Raw genomic sequence first — 17,078 nt, 5'->3', positions numbered from 1 at the left:
TCCGGCCGGCCGTCCCGGCGGGCCCGACCGTGCCGTTTCCGGCCGGGCCTACCGGGGCGGCCCGGCGGGGAACGCCGCATCCCGGGTGAGGAAGGCCAGCTGGGCCTTCTTCTCCGGCAGGTACACGTCCGGCAGGTCCACCTCGGGCAGGGTGACGACGGGACCGGGCGTGAAGCCCTGGCGCCGGAAACGGGCGACGGCCTTGTCGTTGCGCACGTCCGGGTCGATCACCACACGGGTGCGGTCCAGGACCAGCAGGGCGTACGACAGCAGGACGGTCAGCAGCCGGGAGGTCCAGCCGGGCCGGGCCGCGCCCGGGCCGGCGGGCGCCAGGAGCAGGTGCACGCCGATGTCGCCGGGCTCGACGGGATAGCACTCGCCGACGCGGTCGGCGGACGGCTCGTAGGTCTGGAACAGGGCGACCGGCTCGTCGTCCCTCACCACGAGGAAGGCGTGGTGGGTGTCGAGCGTGGCCATGTGGGCGTAGATCTCGGCCACCTGCTCCTCGGTGAGGCCGGTCATGCCCCAGAACGCGGCCCGTTCCTCGCTCACCCAGCGGTGGATCACCCCGGCGTCGGCCCGTGCGTCCAGCGGCAGGATCCGGACGGTGCCGAAGCCGTCGACCCGCTGCTCGTGAACGGCCTCACGGTCGGCGTACGGGAGGCGGGGGGCCTGCCCGGAATGCCGCGGATGCTGCGGGGCCCGCCCGTCGTCGTGCGCGTCAGACATCGGTCTCCTCGGTCTCCTCGTGCTGCTTCCTCAACCGTCCCCAGTCGGTGACGACCGGGACGAGCTCTCCCTCGAGCCACAGGGGCAGCTGGTCGCGGTGGTGGGGCGAGCCGGGGATCCCGGACGCGCCGAAGGGGACCACCCACCGGCTGTCCTCGCGGCGGGCCAGGTCCCACACGTACCGGGCGACCGGGCCGCGCGCGGCGAGGTCGGTCAGACCGGGAACGGAGGAGGTGCACAGCACGCAGTCGTGGTCGCCGGCCAGCCGGGGCTCGTCGTACGGCGTCTCGGGAGGCAGCGCCCGCCAGGGGGCGAGGCGGTGGACGTCCCCCCAGGTGCCGGCGGGCGGCCGGGCGGCCACCTCCTCGACGGCCTCGCGGACGACGGCCGGGCGGTCGATCCCGTACAGCTCCTCGGCGGTCAGAAGGTGCTCGAGGGCGTAGCCGATGCGCGGGACCAGGGCCAGCCAGGGCAGGAAGACCTCCGGGTACGCGGGCGGGGCGGCCAGCCCGGCGAAGGCGGGGTGGGCCGCGAGACGGCGTACGACCGCCGAGCGCACGGCCGCGAAGAGGGCCGCGTCGGTGCTGCCGGCGTCCATGCGGCGGTCCCAGCGCAGCAGCCGGTCCCGCAGGACGGCGGCCCCGTCGCTCAGGCCGTCGAGGGCGGCGAGGTGCTCCAGCAGGGGCGCGGCGGAGGCGAGGTGGGTGTCGGTGTGGAGCGCGGACAGGTCGGCGGCGGACCACCGCCGGCGCCCGTCGAGCAGGGCCCGGATGCGGTCGGCGCGGTGCGGCGGGGCGAACTCGACGCCCAGGGGGACGGCCGGGCCGCGCTGGTTGGCCATGACGGCGATGCCGTCGGTCAGCCCGGCGCGCGGCGGCTCGTGCCATCCCTGCCAGTCGTGGCCGGGCTCCCAGGCCGGCACCACACGGATCCGGTTGGCCTCGGCCCGCACCGGCACCCGGCCGGCCACGCGGTGCAGCAGCCCGCCCTCGGTGTCGGCGGCCTGCACGACGTTGACCGGCTCGGCCCACCGGTCCACGGCCTTGTCCACATCGGCCACCCGGCGGGCCCGCAGCAGGGGCAGCAGGGCCTCGAAGCCGAGGTCGCCGGTGACCCGGGGCGGGTAGCGCAGACTGATCGCGACCGGGGGCGCGCCAGGCTCGTCCACCCCGGCGTCCAGGCCCTCGGGGCCGCCGATGACGACGGGGCCCCGCCCGGTCTCGAGCACCTCCACCTCGACCGGTTCCTCCCCGGCCACCTCGATCGTCTCGGTGTGCCGGGCGGCCCGCCGCCACACGCCGTCCGGGTCGAGCGCCTCGACGCCGGCCCCGGTGCGCCGCAGCCGTTCCCGGTAGAGGTCCTGGTAGTCGGCCATGGCGTTGGTGATGGCCCAGGCGGCCGTGCCGGTGTGACCGAAGTGGGCGATGCCGGGAACGCCGGGCACGGCGAAACCGACGACGTCGAACTCGGGGCACGCCAGGTGGATCTGCTGGTAGACGCCCGGGTCCTCGATGAAGCGGTGCGGGTCGCCCGCGATGAGCGGCTGCCCGGTGACGGTCCGCTCGCCGGCGATCAGCCAGCCGTTGCTGCCGGAGGTGCCGGGCCCGTCGGTGGCGAACAGGCCCACCGCGTCCGCGCCGAGCCGGGTCACCACCAGCTCGCGCCACAGCTTGGCGGGGAAGCCCGCGAAGAGGATGTGGGTGGAGAGCCAGATGCCCAGGGGCGTCCAGGGCTCCCAGCGGCCGGGGGCGAGACCGACGCGGGCGAACTCCGGGGCGGCGGCGGTTCTCAGTCCCGCGTTGACGCCGTCGACGTACGCCCGGACCCAGTCCGCCGTCTCCGGGTCGCGCCGCTCCAGGGCGGCGAAGCAGCGGCGGGCGGTGTCGTCCAGGCGGGCGCGCCGCACGAACCGGTCCCAGGGCAGGGCCTGCGGCCCGAGGAAGGACGCCGAGGTGCCCCGCGCGCGGTGCCGCTCCACCTCCAGCTGCCAGGCCCGGTCCAGGGCGGTGACACGCCCCTGGGCGCGGGCGAGTTCCGCCGCACTGTCCGCACGCAGATGGGGAATGCCCCAGGCATCGCGGTAGATCTCGGTCGCCACCCCGCACCCCTTCCGGCTTTAGGTTAGCCTTGCCTAAGTAGTCGTGGTGCATCGTACGCGACAGCGGGAGCAGGAGGGGCAGGGGGCAAGGACCCAAGGGCACGCCCCCGACCGTGCCGCCGGACTCCCGCGACCGGAGCGGCACCGGCTCCCCGCCCGCCGCACCGGCAGGACACGCGACGGCACGCACGGACGCCGGACCGCCGCGGCCCCGGTTCCCGGCGGGTGCGGCGAAGGGGCCGTTGCGCGCACCGGGCAGTCGGTCTGAGCAGGGACGGCCCCGGATCCGTTGAGTTCAGTGAGGGACCACTGAGTTCAGCGAGGGACCACCGCACCGGAATGGACACGGACATGGGCGACCGACACGGCGGCGGCGACAGCCGCGCGCCCGCCCGCGACGACACGTCCGACGACACGTCGAGTACCGGCCGGCTGTGGCGCGCCCTGGGCCGCGCCCTGCGCGCCGAAGCCCTCGACCCCCCTGCCGAACAGCGGGCCCGGGCCGCGTACCGCGCGGCACGGGACAGCGGAATCCACCAACGGGCGGACACAAGAAAACAGGACGACTGGCGCCGGCGGGACGACTGATACCGAGCGGCGCACCGCCGGCGACGGCGAGCACGAGATCGCCCTTGCCGGCTCCGGTCCCTCGAGAGGTGACCTTGTGAGGTGACGGCTCCGCCCGGCGGTCCGGGCAGGCCGACCGGGAGAGGGGGATCGGTGGTCAACTGCTACCGTCTACCAATCTGGAGACGTTCACCCCTCGGACAGTCCGGTTTCACCGAGGGTTCCGTATCTGTGCCCCGGAGACCCACCTGATGACGACTTCCTCCCCGCCCGCCCAGGGGTTCGACGGTGCGGCCGTCAGCGGCGGCCTCTACACCGACGTCACCGAGTTCGCCCGGGACACGCCCTGGCTGAACGAGCCCGCGGAGCTGTACTCCGCCTTCGGCATGGGCGTGTTCGTGATCTTCGGTCTGATGGTCTGGTGGCGCGCCCGGCACCAGGGGAACGCGGTCATGGCCGCCGTACTGGCCATACCGTTCGCCGTCGTCATCGCGTACGCCGTCAACAGCGGGCTCAAGAACATATTCCAGGAGCAGCGCCCCTGCCGGGCCCTGCCCGGCAGCTTCCTCATCGAGGAATGTCCCCCGCTGGACGACTACGCCTTCCCCAGCAACCACACCACGGTCGCCGTCGCCTTCGCGGTGGGGCTGCTGGTCGTCAGCCGGTGGATCGGGGCCGTCGCCCTGCTCGCGGCCGTGGCGATGGGCGCCTCCCGGGTGTACGTCGGCGCCCACTACCCCCACGACGTCGCCGCCGGAGCCCTGGTGGGGACCGTCGTCACCCTGCTCGTCATCCTCGCGGCACGCATGTTCGCCGTGTCCTTCGTGGGGCGGCTGCGCACCGGTGCGCTGGCTCCGCTGCTCGCCGCCCCGGGTGCGGCGACGGGCCGGCCGGCACGGGCGCGCTGACGCCGTCGTCTTCTGCTTCTCTTCTTCCTTTTCTTCTTCGTGGTGCTTCCACCCCCGGACACCGGTCGCGCGGCCCGTGTCCGGGGGTGGCGTCGTCGTCGGCGGTTTTCCCGGCCGGGCGGCCGGTGTGACGGCGGCCCGGAGGCGGGCTCACTCGTCCTCGGACGGCCAGGGGCCGCGGTAGTCGTGGGACCGGCGGCGGTCGCGGCGGACCAGCACGGTGGTGCGGGCCGCCACGATCAGCGTCGCGGCGGCGAGCGGGACCAGGAAGGGCGACATCTGCGTCATCGCCTCGGTGAGGGCCGTCATCGTCGTCACTGCTCCTTTCCGTGGCCGTCCGCCCGGCAAGCCCGGGTGGCCAGGCCGTCGACGAGGGCCGCCTCGATGGCGCTCATCCGGTCGGCCAGCAGGGCGAGGGCGGCGGTCGCCCGGGCGAGGGGGTCGTCGGCGGGGCCGCCCAGGGCCCGGGAGCGGACGTAGGCGGCCTTCAGCTCGGCCCAGCGCCGGGCCTGTTCGGGGGTCAGGGTGCCGCGCAGCTCGGCCAGCTTCAGCAGGTTGGCCTCGGCTCCGTCGGTGAGGGTCCGGGCCTCCGCGGTGAAGTGGTCGTCGAGGACGGCCGCGAGCTCGGCGTCGTTCATGACCGGCCGCACCCGCTGGGCGATCCTGTTCATGGTGCGGTAGGAGCCCTGGAGCCGGAACGGCGGCTCGGTGCGGCTCTCCTCGGACTGGGCGGCGGAGGCGATGTAGGCGGCGTTGACCGCGAGGACCGTCTCGCGTGCGGTGAGCAGATGCCGCAGCACGGCGACGATCTGCTCCACCTCGGCGGGTGCACAGGGGTGGACGAGCCGGTCGGCGCGGGCCGTGGGGTCGCCCTCGGCGAGCCGGATCAGCAGGTCCACGTCGCGGCGGTCGCGGCCGGCCAGCGGGACGAGCACCGGGTTCGCGGTGAGCGCGTTCTCCAGGAAGCTGAGCGCGAAGACGTCCTCCTTGCCGGTCAGCACCTCGCCGAGGTCCCACACGTCGGCGCGGTTGGCGAGCATGTCCGGGATGCGGAAGCGCTCGCCGGACTCGGTGTACGGGTTGCCGGTCATGCAGACGGCGAAGCGCTTGCCGCGCAGGTCGTAGGTGCGCGGTTCGCCGTTCCACACGCCGTCGATCCGGCGGGTGGTGTCGCACAGCGGGATGAACTTCTGCAGCAGCTCCGGTGCGGTGTGCTGGATGTCGTCCAGGAGCAGCAGCGTGTTGTTGCCGGCCGCCAGCGCGAAGTTGATCTTCTCGACCTCCCGGCGGGCGGTGGCGTTCGGCGCCTCGGCCGGATCCAGCGAGGTGACGGCGTGACCGAGGGCCGGGCCGCTGACCTTGACCAGCATCAGGCCGAGACGGTCGGCGACGTACTCCATGAGCGTGGTCTTGCCGTAGCCGGGCGGCGAGAGGAGCAGCAGCAGACCGCCGGTGTCGGTGCGCTTGGTCTCGCCGGCGGTGCCGAGCTGGCGGGCGAGGCTGTCGCCGACGAGGGGCAGATAGACCTCGTCGACGAGCCGGTTGCGGACGAACGCCGCCATGGAGCGCGGACGGTGGTCGTCCAGCCGCAGCCGGGCGCGCTCGGCGTCCACCAGGGCGGTGCGGCGGCGCTGGTAGGCGCGGAAGGCGGGGACCTCCTCCCGCGCGAATCTGCCGGTCCGGGCCAGGAACTCGTCGATCCGCAGAACCAGGCGGCGGTCCGTGATGCGCGGATGGGTGCCGAGCAGGCCCTCGACCGTGGTCTCGAGAAAGGCCTCGGACACATGGCGGGTCAGGTCCGGGCACAGCTCGGCGGCCACCGCCTCGGCCAGGTCCCCGGCGGACGTTTCGGCCCCGGTGGAGGCGGCGTACGCCGACAGCCACGCCTCGGCCAGCTGACGGCGGTCGGCGAGGTCGTCGAGGGCGGCCAGGTCCTCGGCGTAGGAGGAGCCGCCCGTGGCGCGGTGGAACGCATCGAGCAGCGTACGGGTGGCGGCGCTGACGACGAAGCCGTCGGGGCCGGTCGTCAGCTCCTCGAGGAGGTACGCGGCCGCGGCGCGGGCCGTGCCGTGCGCGTCTTCGGGGCCTGCCGCACCGCCGGCGCCCGCGCGGGCCGGTGCGGCGGTGTCCGGCGACCAGTCGGCGATCGCCCGCGCCAGTTCCGCCTCCAGCGCGTCGATCGCCGGGGACGGGCCGAAGGTGTCGCGGGCGCGGGCCAGGGAGACGGCCCGGCGGGTCCAGCTCGCGCGGGCCGCGGGGGTGGTGCCATGGGCCCAGAACAGGTGGGCGGCGGCACGGGCCGCGGGTTCGTGGCGCAGAAGCCCGGCCCGTTCGTGCAGGGGGAGCAGGGCGGCCAGGATCAGCGCGGCGTCGTGGTCGTGGATGCCGCGCTCGTAGCCCTCGTCGTACGCCTCCTCCGCGGCCCTGCGCACCAGGGCGGGCAGGTCGTCGGCCGCCGCCAGGGCGGCCGGGCCGTGCTCGCGCAGCAGACGGGCGGCCAGGTGCTCGGCGCGGTACACCTCGGGCGACTCGGACGGCAGACGGCGGTCCCAGAAGCGGCGGGTGGACGCGAAGTCCGGGTCGGTGACCGGGGCGCGGTAGTCGGTGCCGGTGACGGCGAAGGCGAGGCCGTCGCCGTGCGGGACCAGGGTGAGCTCGAAGGGCCGGGTGGTGACGGCGAAGCGGTGGGCGCCCAGACGGACGGTGCGCCCGCCGTCGCTGTACAGGTCGGTGCGGTCGCGCAGGGCGCGGGCCGCCTCCTGGCGGGCGGACTTCAGCCGGCCGTCCAGCTCCTCCGCCCGTACCGGGTCGCCGAGGGCGCGCAGTTCCCCGGCGGTGCGGCGGACCTTGGCGACCAGGGGGTCGGAGGCGAAGAAGGTGCTGACGGCGTCGGCGTCGGCGAGACCGGCCGCGCGCCGGGCGATCGTCTCCAGGACGCGGTCCGCGGAGGCGGCGAGCTGTTCGGCGCGGCGGGCGCGGGCGTCCAGCAGGCTCTGTCTGCGGCCGGCGAAGGCGTCGTGGATCTCGGTGCGCTTGGCGGCGAGCTCCTCGAGGAAGTCGTCGAACTCGGCGAACCGGGACTCCAGGTTCTCCAGCCGGACCAGCAGGGCCGCGAGCTGCTCGTCGCAGGCGTCGGGGTCGTCCGCGGCGGCCAGCGCCCCGGTGACGGCCTGGCCGAGCAGCGCGAACTCGGCGGCGAACTCGGCGCGCCCCTCCTGGTCGCGCAGTTCGCGGCGCCGGGCGTCGAGCAGGGCGCGGGCCCGGTTGACGCCGCCCATCACCCCGGCGATGCGCTCCAGGACGGAGGTGCGCACGGTGGCGTCGCCGACGTCGAGGCCGGCGACGACCTCGGTGACCGTGCTCAGGGTGCCGGAGAGCGCGTCGAGCCGGGCGGCGACCGGGTCCGCCTCGGCGACGGAGCCGATCGACCCGGCGTCGGCGACGAGCCGTTCGACCTCCTCGTGGTGCTCGGCGAAGGCGTCCTCGCGGGACAGCTGGGCGACGGCCCGCCGGCCGAACGCGGCGAGGTCGGCCTCCGCCTCGGCGGCGAGTGCGTCGATGCGGGCGACATCGGCGTACCGCATCTCCTTCAGGGTCAGCAGACGGCCCTGCGCCTGCCGCAGTTCGCTCAGTCCCTCGACCCAGGCGGCGGCCCCGCGCGGTGCCTCGCCGCGCAGCCGGCGCACCACCGCGGCGAGCCGTCCGGCGGCGTCCTCCAGCGCGTCGGCGGCCCGCCGGGTCAGCGTCTGCACGGTGCGGAACTCCTCCAGCACCTGCTCGGCGGTGGCCCGCACGGCCTGAAGCGGGGTGCGCAGGTCGCCCAGCTCCTCCTCGCCGAGCCAGTGGTGGCTGTCCAGGACGCGGACGCAGGAGGCGACCAGCGCCTCGTACACCTCGACGGTCGGCGTGGTCTCGGCGACGGCACGGCTGATGGACAGGCAGTCGGAGATGCCGCGGACGAGGTCGGCGTTGCCGATCCGGGCGAGGGGGCCGGTGCCCGTCGTGGCGGCGTGGGTGTCGGAGACATAGGGGGAGGACCACAGCTGGAGCGGGTGCACCCGGGCCGGCTCGGCGGGACCCGCCGAGGGAGCCGTGCGCAGCGCCATCAGCACACCGTCGTCGAACAGGGCCCAGCCCTGGCAGGACAGCGGGGTGGCGACCTCCTCGCGGATGGTGTTGTACGACAGCAGCAGGCTGCGTCCCTGTGCGCGCGCATGGAAGGCGTACAGCACGTCCTCGCCGTACGGCGAGCGCACCTCGCGCTCGAACTCCAGCCCGCTGGTGTCGAGTTCGTACGTCTTGTGGGCGCCGGTGGCCAGGCAGTAGCCGCCGGGGAACACGATCCCCTGGTCCTCGGGCAGCCGGCGGCAGGCCTGCCCGATGCCGTCGAGGCGGAGGACCTCCTTGGTGAGGGTGTTGAAGACCAGGTAGCGGTACGCGGTCTCCTTGTAGGGGCGGATGCGCAGCAGGATCAGCGCGCCCACGCGCGCGTGCGCGATGTCCGCGTCGGCGAGGGACTGCAGCGGCTCGTCGACCGGTTCGCTGTGGATGCCCTCGCCGGTCTCGGTGTCGTTCTCGGTCTTGAGGGTGAGGCTGCCGCCGACGGTGGAGACGAAGACCTCGCCCCGCACCGAGACGTGCGGGAACCGGCCCGGCACATGGTCCTCGCGGCCCGCCTCGGTCCACTCGACGTCGTGGGAGGGCGGCAGCACGTAGTCGCGTTCGCCGCGTGCGTCCAGGAACGCCGCCCGTCCGCCGGCGGTGAGCGTCCAGCGCAGCACCCGGATGTCGTCGGCCTTCTCACCGGTGCGGAACACGGCCAGCAGCCGGTCGTCCGTGCGGCGCAGGCTCAGCAGACGGGCCTGCCGGTAGTAGCGGTACAGGGCCGCGAACTCCCGTACGAACTCCGGGTCGTCGAGAAGTCCGGGCACCGCGTTCTCGGGCAGCCGGTTCAACGCGCGGTCGTACAGCGCGAGGACGTCGCCCACCTCGGGTTCGGGCCGGATGCCGTTGTACCCGAACAGCAGGTGGTCGCCGACGGCGACGACGTCCCGGGGCACGCTGGGGTGCTCGGTGTGCAGCCGGCCGGTGCCGGTGAGGTCCAGGCGCGTGGCGCCGAACTCCTCGGCGCGGCGGGCGTTGAGGCGCTCGGCGCCACGGGCGAGTTCGGCCGCCTGCGCGGTGAGCCGGTCGCGCAGTACCTCGTACGTTCCGGTGTCCACACCGGTGTCCACGGTCGTTCCGGTGTCCACGGTGGCGTACGAACCCGTCTCCAGGGCGGTGGCCATGGGTGGTGCGTCCCTTCGCGAGGAGATGCGGGGGCCGGGCCGCCGCCCCCGTACGGCGGCCCGGACTCCCGCCGGTCGTCACAGCCCGGCGCCGGACTCCCGCCGGTGCCCCGTGTCCGCCCGGGGCCGGCGGCGTCACGGGGCTGTTCGAGGGCGGCGGCGCGGGGCAGGGGCTCCTGCTCGAAAGCAGCGCGGGCAGGGGCCCCTGTGTGCGCGGTCCGGGGGTGTGCCGGAGGCCCGCGGCGGCGGGGTCCGGCACCGGGTTCTCAGGCCTTGACGGTGCCGTTGAGAGCGGTGAGCGGCATGTCGGCCAGGCCCAGCTCGTCCGCGCGGTCGAGGAGTTGCTGCACCTGCCCGGCCTTGCTGCCGCCGGACTTCATCAGCTGCATCAGCAGCGCGGAGACGGTCAGGTTCTGCACATCGGCCGTGGAGAAGGACCCGAGGATCCGGCCCAGGTCCTCGGACAGGCTCGCCGAGCCGTCCAGGTAGGGCTTGGCCAGGGCCTGCGCGGTGTCGGAGTGCGCGACGAACCCGTCGACGCCCTTGCCGAGCGAGACCGCGGACATCAGCCGGTCGAAGAAGACCGACTCGCCGCCGACGATGTCGATGTCGGCGTTCTCCAGGCCGGTCGCCAGCACCGTGGCCTGCGCCTCGGCGACCTGCCGCTGGGCCTCCAGGGCGGCCAGCCGGATCTCCTTCTCCGCCTCCAGCCGCAGCCGGTACTCCTCGTGCCGGCGGGACGCCTCGTCCAGGGCGGCCATCGCCGCCGCCTTCTCGTTCAGGCCCGCCGCCTCGGCCTTCAGCTTCTCGCCGATCGCGGCGGCCTCGGCCAGCGCCCTGGCCCGGGCACCCTCGGCCTCGGCCCGCAGCCGTGCCCCGGTCGCCTCGGCCTCGGCCCGGCCGGCCTTCTCGATGGCCTCGGCCTCCTGCTCGCGGACCTTCACCGCGGCCAGCCCCTCGGCGGCGGCCTCCGCCTGGACGGCCTCGGCCAGGCGCAGCTTGGCCTGGGCGTCCAGGTCGGCGGTCTTCAGCCGGGCCTCGGCCAGGGTGAGTTCCTCGGCCGCGCGGTGGGCGGCGGCCAGCTCGGCGGCCTCCGCGGCCTTGATGTCCTTGACCAGCTTCTCCTGCGCCTCGGCCTCGGCGGCGATGACGACCGCCTGACGCTCGCGCTCCGCCTCCTCCACGGCGCGCAGCTTCTTGATGGACTCCTCCTGCTCGGCGACCGTGCGTTCCACGGCGATCCGCTCGCGCACGACCTCGGCGATCTCCCGCTTCTCCGCCTCGACCTCCTTCTCGGCGGCGATCCGGGTCAGCTGGGTCTCCCGCTCCCGGGCGATGACCTCGAGGATCCGGTCCTTCTCGATGCGCTCGTTCTCGATGGCGATGACCCGCTCGCGGTTCTTCGCGGCGACGGCGATCTCCCGGGCCTGGTTCTCGCGCTGGATGCCGAGCTCCTCCTCGGTGCGCAGGAAGGCCGTCTGGGCGCGCAGCCGCTCCTCCTCCACCACCCGGGCGGTCTCGGCCTCCTCGCGGGCGCGGGTGGTCTCGATCTCCCGCTTCTGCCTGATCTCGGCGTCCGCCTGCCGGCGCTCCAGCTCCAGGATGGCCTCGCGCGCGTTGACGTTCTGCCGGGTGATCTCCATCTCCTCGGTGCGCTGCGCCTCGTTGGTGCGCACGTGCTCCGCGGCGGTCAGCTCGGTGATCTTGCGGATGCCCTGGGCGTCGAGGACGTTGCCGGGGTCGAGCTCGGACAGCGGCGTCTGCTCCAGGTAGTCGATCGCCGCGTCCTCGAGGTGGTAGCCGTTCAGGTCGACACCGATGACCTCGATGATCCGGTACCGCAGCTCCTCGCGCTTGGTGTAGAGGTCGGTGAAGTCCATCTGCTTGCCGACGGTCTTCAGCGCCTCGGAGAACTTGGCGTGGAACAGCTCCTGCAGCGTGTCCCGGTCGCTGGCGCGGGCGGTGCCGACGGCCTGGGCGACCTTGATGACGTCCTGGGCGGTCTTGTTGACCCGGACGAAGAACGTGATGCGGATGTCGGCGCGGATGTTGTCCCGGCAGATGAGCCCCTCACGGCCCGACCGCTCGATCTCGATGGTCTTCACCGAGATGTCCATCACCTCGGCCTTGTGCAGCACCGGCAGCACGATCTGCCCGGTGAAGGTCACGTCGACCTTGCGCATCTTGGAGACGATCAGGGCCTTCCCCTGCTCCACCTTCCGGAACAGCCGGGAGAAGACGAACAGCACGAGCAGAACCAGAATCAGGCAGGCCGCGGCGAGCGCGCCGATCACATTCATGGCATACGTCCTTGGTGGTGAGGGACGGTGAACAAGGGCGAGCCCGGGGTGGCCGGGGCCAGGACTCTGCGAGGACCGGCGCGGCGTGCGGGCGCCGGGCGAACGGGGAGTGCGCCGCGCGATGTTCCCCCTCGTGCGTGTGCGGCGCACCGGACGACGGACATGCCCCCCTGCCGGTTCCGGTGCCGGACGACTGCCGACATCCGGCACTGGAACCGTCCGCGGTGCTCCCCGTACGGCATTCTGCTCGCGGACATGCCCATGGCGCATTGCCTGTTTCCGGCAATCTTTCGTGACTGTTTGCTGCCGGAAAAGTGACGGAGCCTCAGCGGACACGGCCGGGCGGCGGTGCGGATTCCCCGCCCCTTGCCCGCCTCCTCCCCGCCCGGGCACGGCTCCGTACGACGGGTGCGCCGCCCCGCCGGCGCCGGGCCGGCGGGGCGGATCCAGGGGGCGCAGAGGGCCTGGAACCGGCCGTGGACGCCCGCCCCGGCCGCGCCGCCCGATATCACCGGGCGACTATCGCCGTACGGCTGCACGGCCGCACACGGCCTGCACGCGGCTATCGGAACGACGTCCAGCGGGGAGCCGTGCGGGACCAGTCCTCGGCCCAGGCGGAGAGGTTGCGGCGGCGGAGCACCAGGGCGGCGAGGCCGTACACGGCCGCGCCGACGGCACAGACGGCCAGGACGGCGAGGATCGCCCAGCCCGCGCTGCGGCTGCGGATCTCGTCGTCGGTCATGGGCGGCCCGGTGACCCGCCCGTCCGGGTCCGTCCACACCTCGACACTGCTGCCGGCGGGCAGTCCGGCGGGGACGTCGGCCCGCGCGGTGCGGGTGAGGCCGTCCGGGCCGGTGAGGCGCACCGTGACCGAGTAGCGGGCCCGCTTCGCCTGCTGCGAACCCGGCTCGGGGTGGCGGGGGGAGTCGTGGACCAGGACCGCGGTGGTCCGCTGCCACGTCCGTTCCTGGTGTTCGGCCTGCCGTTCGTAGTGGCGGAAGGCGGTGTCATGGGCGAGGAACAGGGCCACGGGCGCGGCGGCCAGGACGGCCAGCAGCAGGCCGAGGCCGATCCATGCCTGCAGCAGATCGGTGGGGCGGCGCAGCGGATTGCGCCGCAGACGCCACAGGGTGATGCGCGCGGGCCCTCCGGAAGGCGGGACATCGGGAGGCGGCTGCGCTCGGGGGAGGCCGCCGGGCATGGTGCGGACCTCCTTTCCAGGTCTCCGGGACGACCGACTGGTGTCCGGGTCTCCGGGACGACTGCTTTCAGGTCTCTAGAACGACTGTGACTCGAGGGAGGTGGGTTCCGCGTCCGCAGGGGTGTCCTGAACGGACCGCAGCAGGGTGGCGGCGCCGCGCACGGCGGCGGTGTGCGGCGCCGCCACGGTCTTGAGGGGCGCGTGCAGCCTGCCGGTGAGGTGGTGGGTGATCTCGGGGCGCAGGGCGCCCCCGCCGGCCAGCAGCACGCCCCGGCGCAGGGCGTCGGCGGTGAGCGACGTGCGGTCCTGCCGCAGCATCGCGTTCACCATGGTGGTCACCGCGTCGCCCATCTGCGTCGGCGGGACGGTGTCCAGGTCGGTGGTGCCCAGCGCGGTGCGGCGGGCGTCGACGACGGCACCCTCGGACAGCAGCACCACCTCGGTGAGATGGGCGCCGATGTCCACCACGAGCAGCGGACGCGACAGGTCCGCGCCCGCGGCCAGCGCCACGGCCCGGGCGCTGGGGACGGTGAGGACGTCACGGGGCCGCAGCACCTCCACCGCCGTACGGGCCCGGGAGCGGTAGGCGACGCCGTCGAGCACGGGGGCGGTGACGACGACCAGCGGGCGGGTGAAGCGGGGCAGCCGGTGCCCGAGCAGACGCTCGAGCATCCGGGCGGTGCCCTCGGTGTCGAGGATGGCGCCCCGCCGGATCGGGTACACCGCGCCGGCCCCGGGGAAGGTCACCGTGGGGACGTCGACGACCAGTCCCCGGCCGGCGATCCAGGCGCGGGTGCGGGCGCTGCCCAGGTCGAGGGCGACGCCGCAGCCCTGCCGGCCCAGCGGCCACGGCCGGTGCCGGGGGGTGTCGAGGGCGGCGCGCGAGCGCTGGGACCGCTGGGACATGGTCATCGGTCGGCCCCTCCGCCCTGCCGGCAGGGACCGCAGTAGCGGGCCTGCGGCACGATCAGCAGACGCTCCCGTTCGACGGGCCCCCGGCACCGGGGGCATATGCCGTAGCTGCCGTCGTCCATGCGCGCCAGGGCGGCCTCGACATCGGCGAGGACCATCCGGGCGCAGGCCGCGAGCTTGACGCGGACCTCCCTCTGCGAGGCGGCCCGCTCCTGGAGTTCCGCGTCCGCGCGGGAGGTCGTGGCGTCGGAGATCTGCCGCAGCTGCTCCTGCCGGAACGATCGCTGCTCGACGAGGTTCTCGCGGAGCAGGGCGAGGTCCTCGGGCGTCAGATGCGTGTCGCGGTCGTCGATGACCTGGTTGTTCACCACTTCACCTCCTTGGGCAGGACGGGAGACGGGCCGGGGCGGGAAGGTGCCGGACGGATGCCGGACGAAGGAGGGACGACGAAGGAGAGGACGCGGAAGAGAGGTCAGGCGATACGGCGCAGGCAGGGGACGCAGTGGGCCGTGTACGGCAGGATCTCCAGGCGCTCCGCGGGGATCGGCTTGTCGCAGCCCCGGCAGATCCCGTAGGTGCCGTCCTCGATACGGGCGAACGCCTCGTCGATCTCCTGCAGCACACGCTCGATGGCCTCCCGCTGGGAGGACATCAGGTGGTCGTCCGCGGCCTGTCCGGTCTCGCCCAGGGCCTCCAGCTGGACCAGCCGGGTCCCGCGCGCGTGCTCCAGGCGCCGGCGGGCCTCCTCCGCTGCCGCCCGCTCGAGACGAGGTGCGGTCCTGGCGGCGTCGAGCGACATCGTCAGTGCCCTTTCTGTCCATTCCTGTCGGCTGCTGTCGGCTGCTGTCGGCTTCCGTGGGCTTCCGTGGGCTTCCATCGGCTTCTGCCGGTGCTGTCCCTGCGGCCCGTGCTGCCGGTGCCGTCCGTGCGGCTTCGGTCCATGGGGCACGTGCGACCCGTGGGGACTGCTCCGGGGGGACGGGGGTCGGTCACTGCTCACCCTGGACGACCGGGCCGCGGTTTCCCATCGGGTCCAGGACCCATTTGCGGGTGGTCGAAGAGTTCATTCGGCGGGGTACGGGCAGGTCACGCCCGGCCCGTGGCACCCGCGGACGGCCGGCGGCGGCACACTGGTACGGGCCCGGTCCGGGCCGGGGCCGCATCGTCCGGGATGCGTGATGCCCGACAGTGGAGGCAGACCGCATCACGGAAGGAGGCGTCACCCGGTGTCCCTGTTCTGGAGGATCTTCGGGCTCAACGCCGTGGTGCTGGGCACGGCCACCGCACTGCTGCTGTGGGCCCCGGTGACCGTCTCGGTGCCGGTGGTGCTGACCGAGGCGATCATCCTGGTGGGCGGTCTGGTCGTCATGCTGGTCGCCAACGCCGCCCTGCTGCGCTGGGGGCTGGCCCCGCTGGAGCGGCTGACGAAGCTGATGACCACGGTGGACCTGCTGCGTCCCGGCCAGCGGCTGCCGGTGCCCGCCGGCGGCGAGGTCGCCGAGCTGATCCGCACGTTCAACGCGATGCTCGACCGGCTGGAGCACGAGCGGGCCACCAGCAGCGCGCGGGCGCTGCTCGCCCAGGAGGCCGAGCGGCGCCGTATCGCGCAGGAGCTGCACGACGAGGTGGGCCAGAGCATGACCGCGATCCTGCTGGCGCTCAAGCGGGCCGCGGACGAGGCCCCGCCGCCGCTGCGCGACGAGCTGCAGCAGGCGCAGGAGATCACCCGGGACAGCCTGGACGAGGTCCGCCGGCTGGTGCGCCGGCTGCGGCCGGGAGTCCTGGACGACCTCGGTCTGATCTCCGCACTGACCTCGCTGACCAGCGAGTTCGCCACCCACACCGGATTGCGGGTGGTACGGCGCTTCGACGCCGATCTGCCCCCGCTGGAGCCGGAGACCGAACTTGTCCTCTACCGTGTCGCGCAGGAGAGCCTGACCAATGTGGCCCGGCATGCCGACGCCAAGCGGGTCGAGGTCAGCCTGCGGCGCACCGACGGTGCCGTGGAGCTGGCCATCGTCGACGACGGGCGCGGCATCAGGGCCGCGCGCGAAGGCGCCGGCATCCGCGGGATGCGTGAGCGGGCCCTGCTCATCGGGGCCGCCCTCGACATCGCCCCCGCTCCCGCGGCCGGAACCCGGGTCCGGCTGACCGCGCCCGTCCCCAGGAAGCAGCCCTGACGATGTCCGACCCGACCAAGATCCGCATTCTGCTCGCCGACGACCACGCTCTGGTGCGGCGTGGAGTCCGGCTGATCCTCGACCAGGAACCGGACCTGGAGGTGGTCGCCGAGGCCGGTGACGGCGCCGAGGCGATCGAGATGGCCCGCGCCCATGACGTGGACCTCGCGGTGCTGGACATCGCGATGCCCCGCATGACCGGTCTGCAGGCCGCGCGCGAGCTGGCCTCGCTCAAGCCGGACCTGCGGATCCTGATGCTCACGATGCACGACAACGAGCAGTACTTCTTCCAGGCGCTGAAGGCCGGGGCCAGCGGCTATGTGCTGAAGTCCGTCGCCGACCAGGACCTGGTCGCCGCCTGCCGGGCCGCGATGCGCGACGAGCCGTTCCTCTACCCTGGGGCGGTGACCGCGCTGATCCGCAACTATCTCGACCGGGTCCGCCAGGGCGAGGAGACCCCGGACCAGATCCTGACCCCCCGCGAGGAGGAGGTCCTGAAACTGGTGGCGGAAGGGCACTCCTCGAAGGAAATCGCCGAAATTCTTTTCATCAGCGTCAAGACGGTGCAGCGACATCGTGCCAACCTGTTGCACAAACTCGGGCTGCGTGATCGTCTCGATCTCACCCGCTACGCCATCCGTGCCGGTCTGATCGAACCCTGACCGAGCCCACGACCCTCCGCGGTCCCGGCCGTCCGCTCCCCGGCCAGGACCCGGTCCCGACACTCGCATCCACAGGAAGGGGGACGCCGGGTGCCTCAGGCTCCACGCACCGCTCCCGGCCATTCCCTGGCCTTCCTGAGCGCGGTCCTCCTCACCTTCTTCGCCTTCTTCACCGGCGGCTCGTCCCCGTACTCCGCGGGGGGCGGACGCCGCCGCGGAGTACGGGGACGAGC

13 protein-coding genes are annotated in these 17,078 nt (G+C 73.7%); 4 read left to right on the top strand and 9 right to left on the bottom strand.

The genetic code is table 11. The features are described from left to right. Positions 1 to 48: 48 nt before the first annotated feature. Complete coding sequence (locus tag CCN35_RS12260; protein ID WP_067399012.1) at positions 49 to 729, bottom strand: GNAT family N-acetyltransferase; 681 nt, start codon at positions 727 to 729, stop codon at positions 49 to 51. Then, positions 722 to 2,827, bottom strand: a complete 2,106-nt coding sequence (locus CCN35_RS12255; protein ID WP_067399014.1) for a penicillin acylase family protein — start codon at positions 2,825 to 2,827, stop codon at positions 722 to 724. Before CCN35_RS12255 ends, CCN35_RS12260 begins: the two co-directional genes overlap by 8 nt. Positions 2,828 to 3,178: 351 nt before the next feature. Here CCN35_RS12255 and CCN35_RS12250 point away from each other — a divergent pair, with 351 nt between their 5' ends. Together CCN35_RS12250 and CCN35_RS12245 are read left to right on the top strand one after the other, a co-directional pair. Next, a complete protein-coding gene (locus CCN35_RS12250; RefSeq protein WP_143631503.1) occupies positions 3,179 to 3,415 on the top strand; it encodes a hypothetical protein in 237 nt (78 codons plus the stop codon). 230 nt (positions 3,416 to 3,645) lie between these two features. After that, positions 3,646 to 4,302, top strand: coding sequence for a phosphatase PAP2 family protein (locus CCN35_RS12245; protein ID WP_067399018.1), 657 nt, complete (start codon positions 3,646 to 3,648; stop codon positions 4,300 to 4,302). A gap of 150 nt (positions 4,303 to 4,452) precedes the next feature. Here the strand turns inward: CCN35_RS12245 and CCN35_RS28340 are convergent, their stop codons facing one another. From CCN35_RS28340 to CCN35_RS12215, 7 genes are all read right to left on the bottom strand, one after another. Then, positions 4,453 to 4,620: a hypothetical protein gene (locus tag CCN35_RS28340; RefSeq protein WP_158100394.1), complete on the bottom strand. Its 168-nt coding sequence runs from the start codon at positions 4,618 to 4,620 to the stop codon at positions 4,453 to 4,455. Then, positions 4,617 to 9,590, bottom strand: a complete 4,974-nt coding sequence (locus CCN35_RS12240; protein ID WP_067399020.1) for a DNA repair ATPase — start codon at positions 9,588 to 9,590, stop codon at positions 4,617 to 4,619. The genes CCN35_RS28340 and CCN35_RS12240 overlap by 4 nt, the downstream gene beginning before the upstream one ends. 266 nt (positions 9,591 to 9,856) lie before the next feature. Continuing rightward, positions 9,857 to 11,890, bottom strand: a complete 2,034-nt coding sequence (locus tag CCN35_RS12235; protein ID WP_086792598.1) for a flotillin family protein — start codon at positions 11,888 to 11,890, stop codon at positions 9,857 to 9,859. A gap of 562 nt (positions 11,891 to 12,452) precedes the next feature. Continuing rightward, positions 12,453 to 13,091, bottom strand: a complete 639-nt coding sequence (locus CCN35_RS12230) for an Rv1733c family protein (protein WP_086792596.1) — start codon at positions 13,089 to 13,091, stop codon at positions 12,453 to 12,455. A gap of 75 nt (positions 13,092 to 13,166) precedes the next feature. After that, positions 13,167 to 14,003: a rod shape-determining protein gene (locus CCN35_RS12225; protein ID WP_067399026.1), complete on the bottom strand. Its 837-nt coding sequence runs from the start codon at positions 14,001 to 14,003 to the stop codon at positions 13,167 to 13,169. Then, a complete protein-coding gene (locus CCN35_RS12220; protein WP_067399028.1) occupies positions 14,000 to 14,374 on the bottom strand; it encodes a TraR/DksA family transcriptional regulator in 375 nt (124 codons plus the stop codon). Before CCN35_RS12220 ends, CCN35_RS12225 begins: the two co-directional genes overlap by 4 nt. A 101-nt stretch (positions 14,375 to 14,475) precedes the next feature. Continuing rightward, positions 14,476 to 14,802: a TraR/DksA C4-type zinc finger protein gene (locus CCN35_RS12215; RefSeq protein WP_067399031.1), complete on the bottom strand. Its 327-nt coding sequence runs from the start codon at positions 14,800 to 14,802 to the stop codon at positions 14,476 to 14,478. A 427-nt stretch (positions 14,803 to 15,229) separates the two neighbouring features. Between CCN35_RS12215 and CCN35_RS12210 the strand changes: the two genes are divergently transcribed. Beyond that, the gene (locus tag CCN35_RS12210; RefSeq protein WP_086792594.1) at positions 15,230 to 16,183 is read left to right on the top strand and encodes a HAMP domain-containing sensor histidine kinase; all 954 of its coding nucleotides are present in this window, start codon (positions 15,230 to 15,232) and stop codon (positions 16,181 to 16,183) included. A gap of 2 nt (positions 16,184 to 16,185) precedes the next feature. After that, positions 16,186 to 16,845 carry a response regulator gene (locus CCN35_RS12205; RefSeq protein ID WP_067399035.1) on the top strand — a complete coding sequence of 220 codons (660 nt, stop codon included), beginning with the start codon at positions 16,186 to 16,188 and terminating at the stop codon, positions 16,843 to 16,845. Positions 16,846 to 17,078: the final 233 nt, after the last annotated feature.

This window comes from Streptomyces thermovulgaris, from assembly GCF_002155915.1.
Lineage (GTDB): Bacteria > Actinomycetota > Actinomycetes > Streptomycetales > Streptomycetaceae > Streptomyces > Streptomyces thermovulgaris.
The sequence above is the reverse complement of the archived record's forward strand: the minus strand, read 5'-3'. Positions and strand labels throughout refer to the sequence as shown.

Coding starts and splice junctions, on each gene's coding strand:
- CCN35_RS12245 (WP_067399018.1), top strand. CDS start 3,646: ATGACGACTTCCTCCCCGCCCGCCCAGGGGTTCGACGGTGCGGCCGTC.
- CCN35_RS12250 (WP_143631503.1), top strand. CDS start 3,179: ATGGGCGACCGACACGGCGGCGGCGACAGCCGCGCGCCCGCCCGCGAC.
- CCN35_RS12240 (WP_067399020.1), bottom strand. CDS start 9,590: ATGGCCACCGCCCTGGAGACGGGTTCGTACGCCACCGTGGACACCGGA.
- CCN35_RS12225 (WP_067399026.1), bottom strand. CDS start 14,003: ATGACCATGTCCCAGCGGTCCCAGCGCTCGCGCGCCGCCCTCGACACC.
- CCN35_RS12235 (WP_086792598.1), bottom strand. CDS start 11,890: ATGAATGTGATCGGCGCGCTCGCCGCGGCCTGCCTGATTCTGGTTCTG.
- CCN35_RS12230 (WP_086792596.1), bottom strand. CDS start 13,091: ATGCCCGGCGGCCTCCCCCGAGCGCAGCCGCCTCCCGATGTCCCGCCT.
- CCN35_RS12215 (WP_067399031.1), bottom strand. CDS start 14,802: ATGTCGCTCGACGCCGCCAGGACCGCACCTCGTCTCGAGCGGGCGGCA.
- CCN35_RS12260 (WP_067399012.1), bottom strand. CDS start 729: ATGTCTGACGCGCACGACGACGGGCGGGCCCCGCAGCATCCGCGGCAT.
- CCN35_RS12205 (WP_067399035.1), top strand. CDS start 16,186: ATGTCCGACCCGACCAAGATCCGCATTCTGCTCGCCGACGACCACGCT.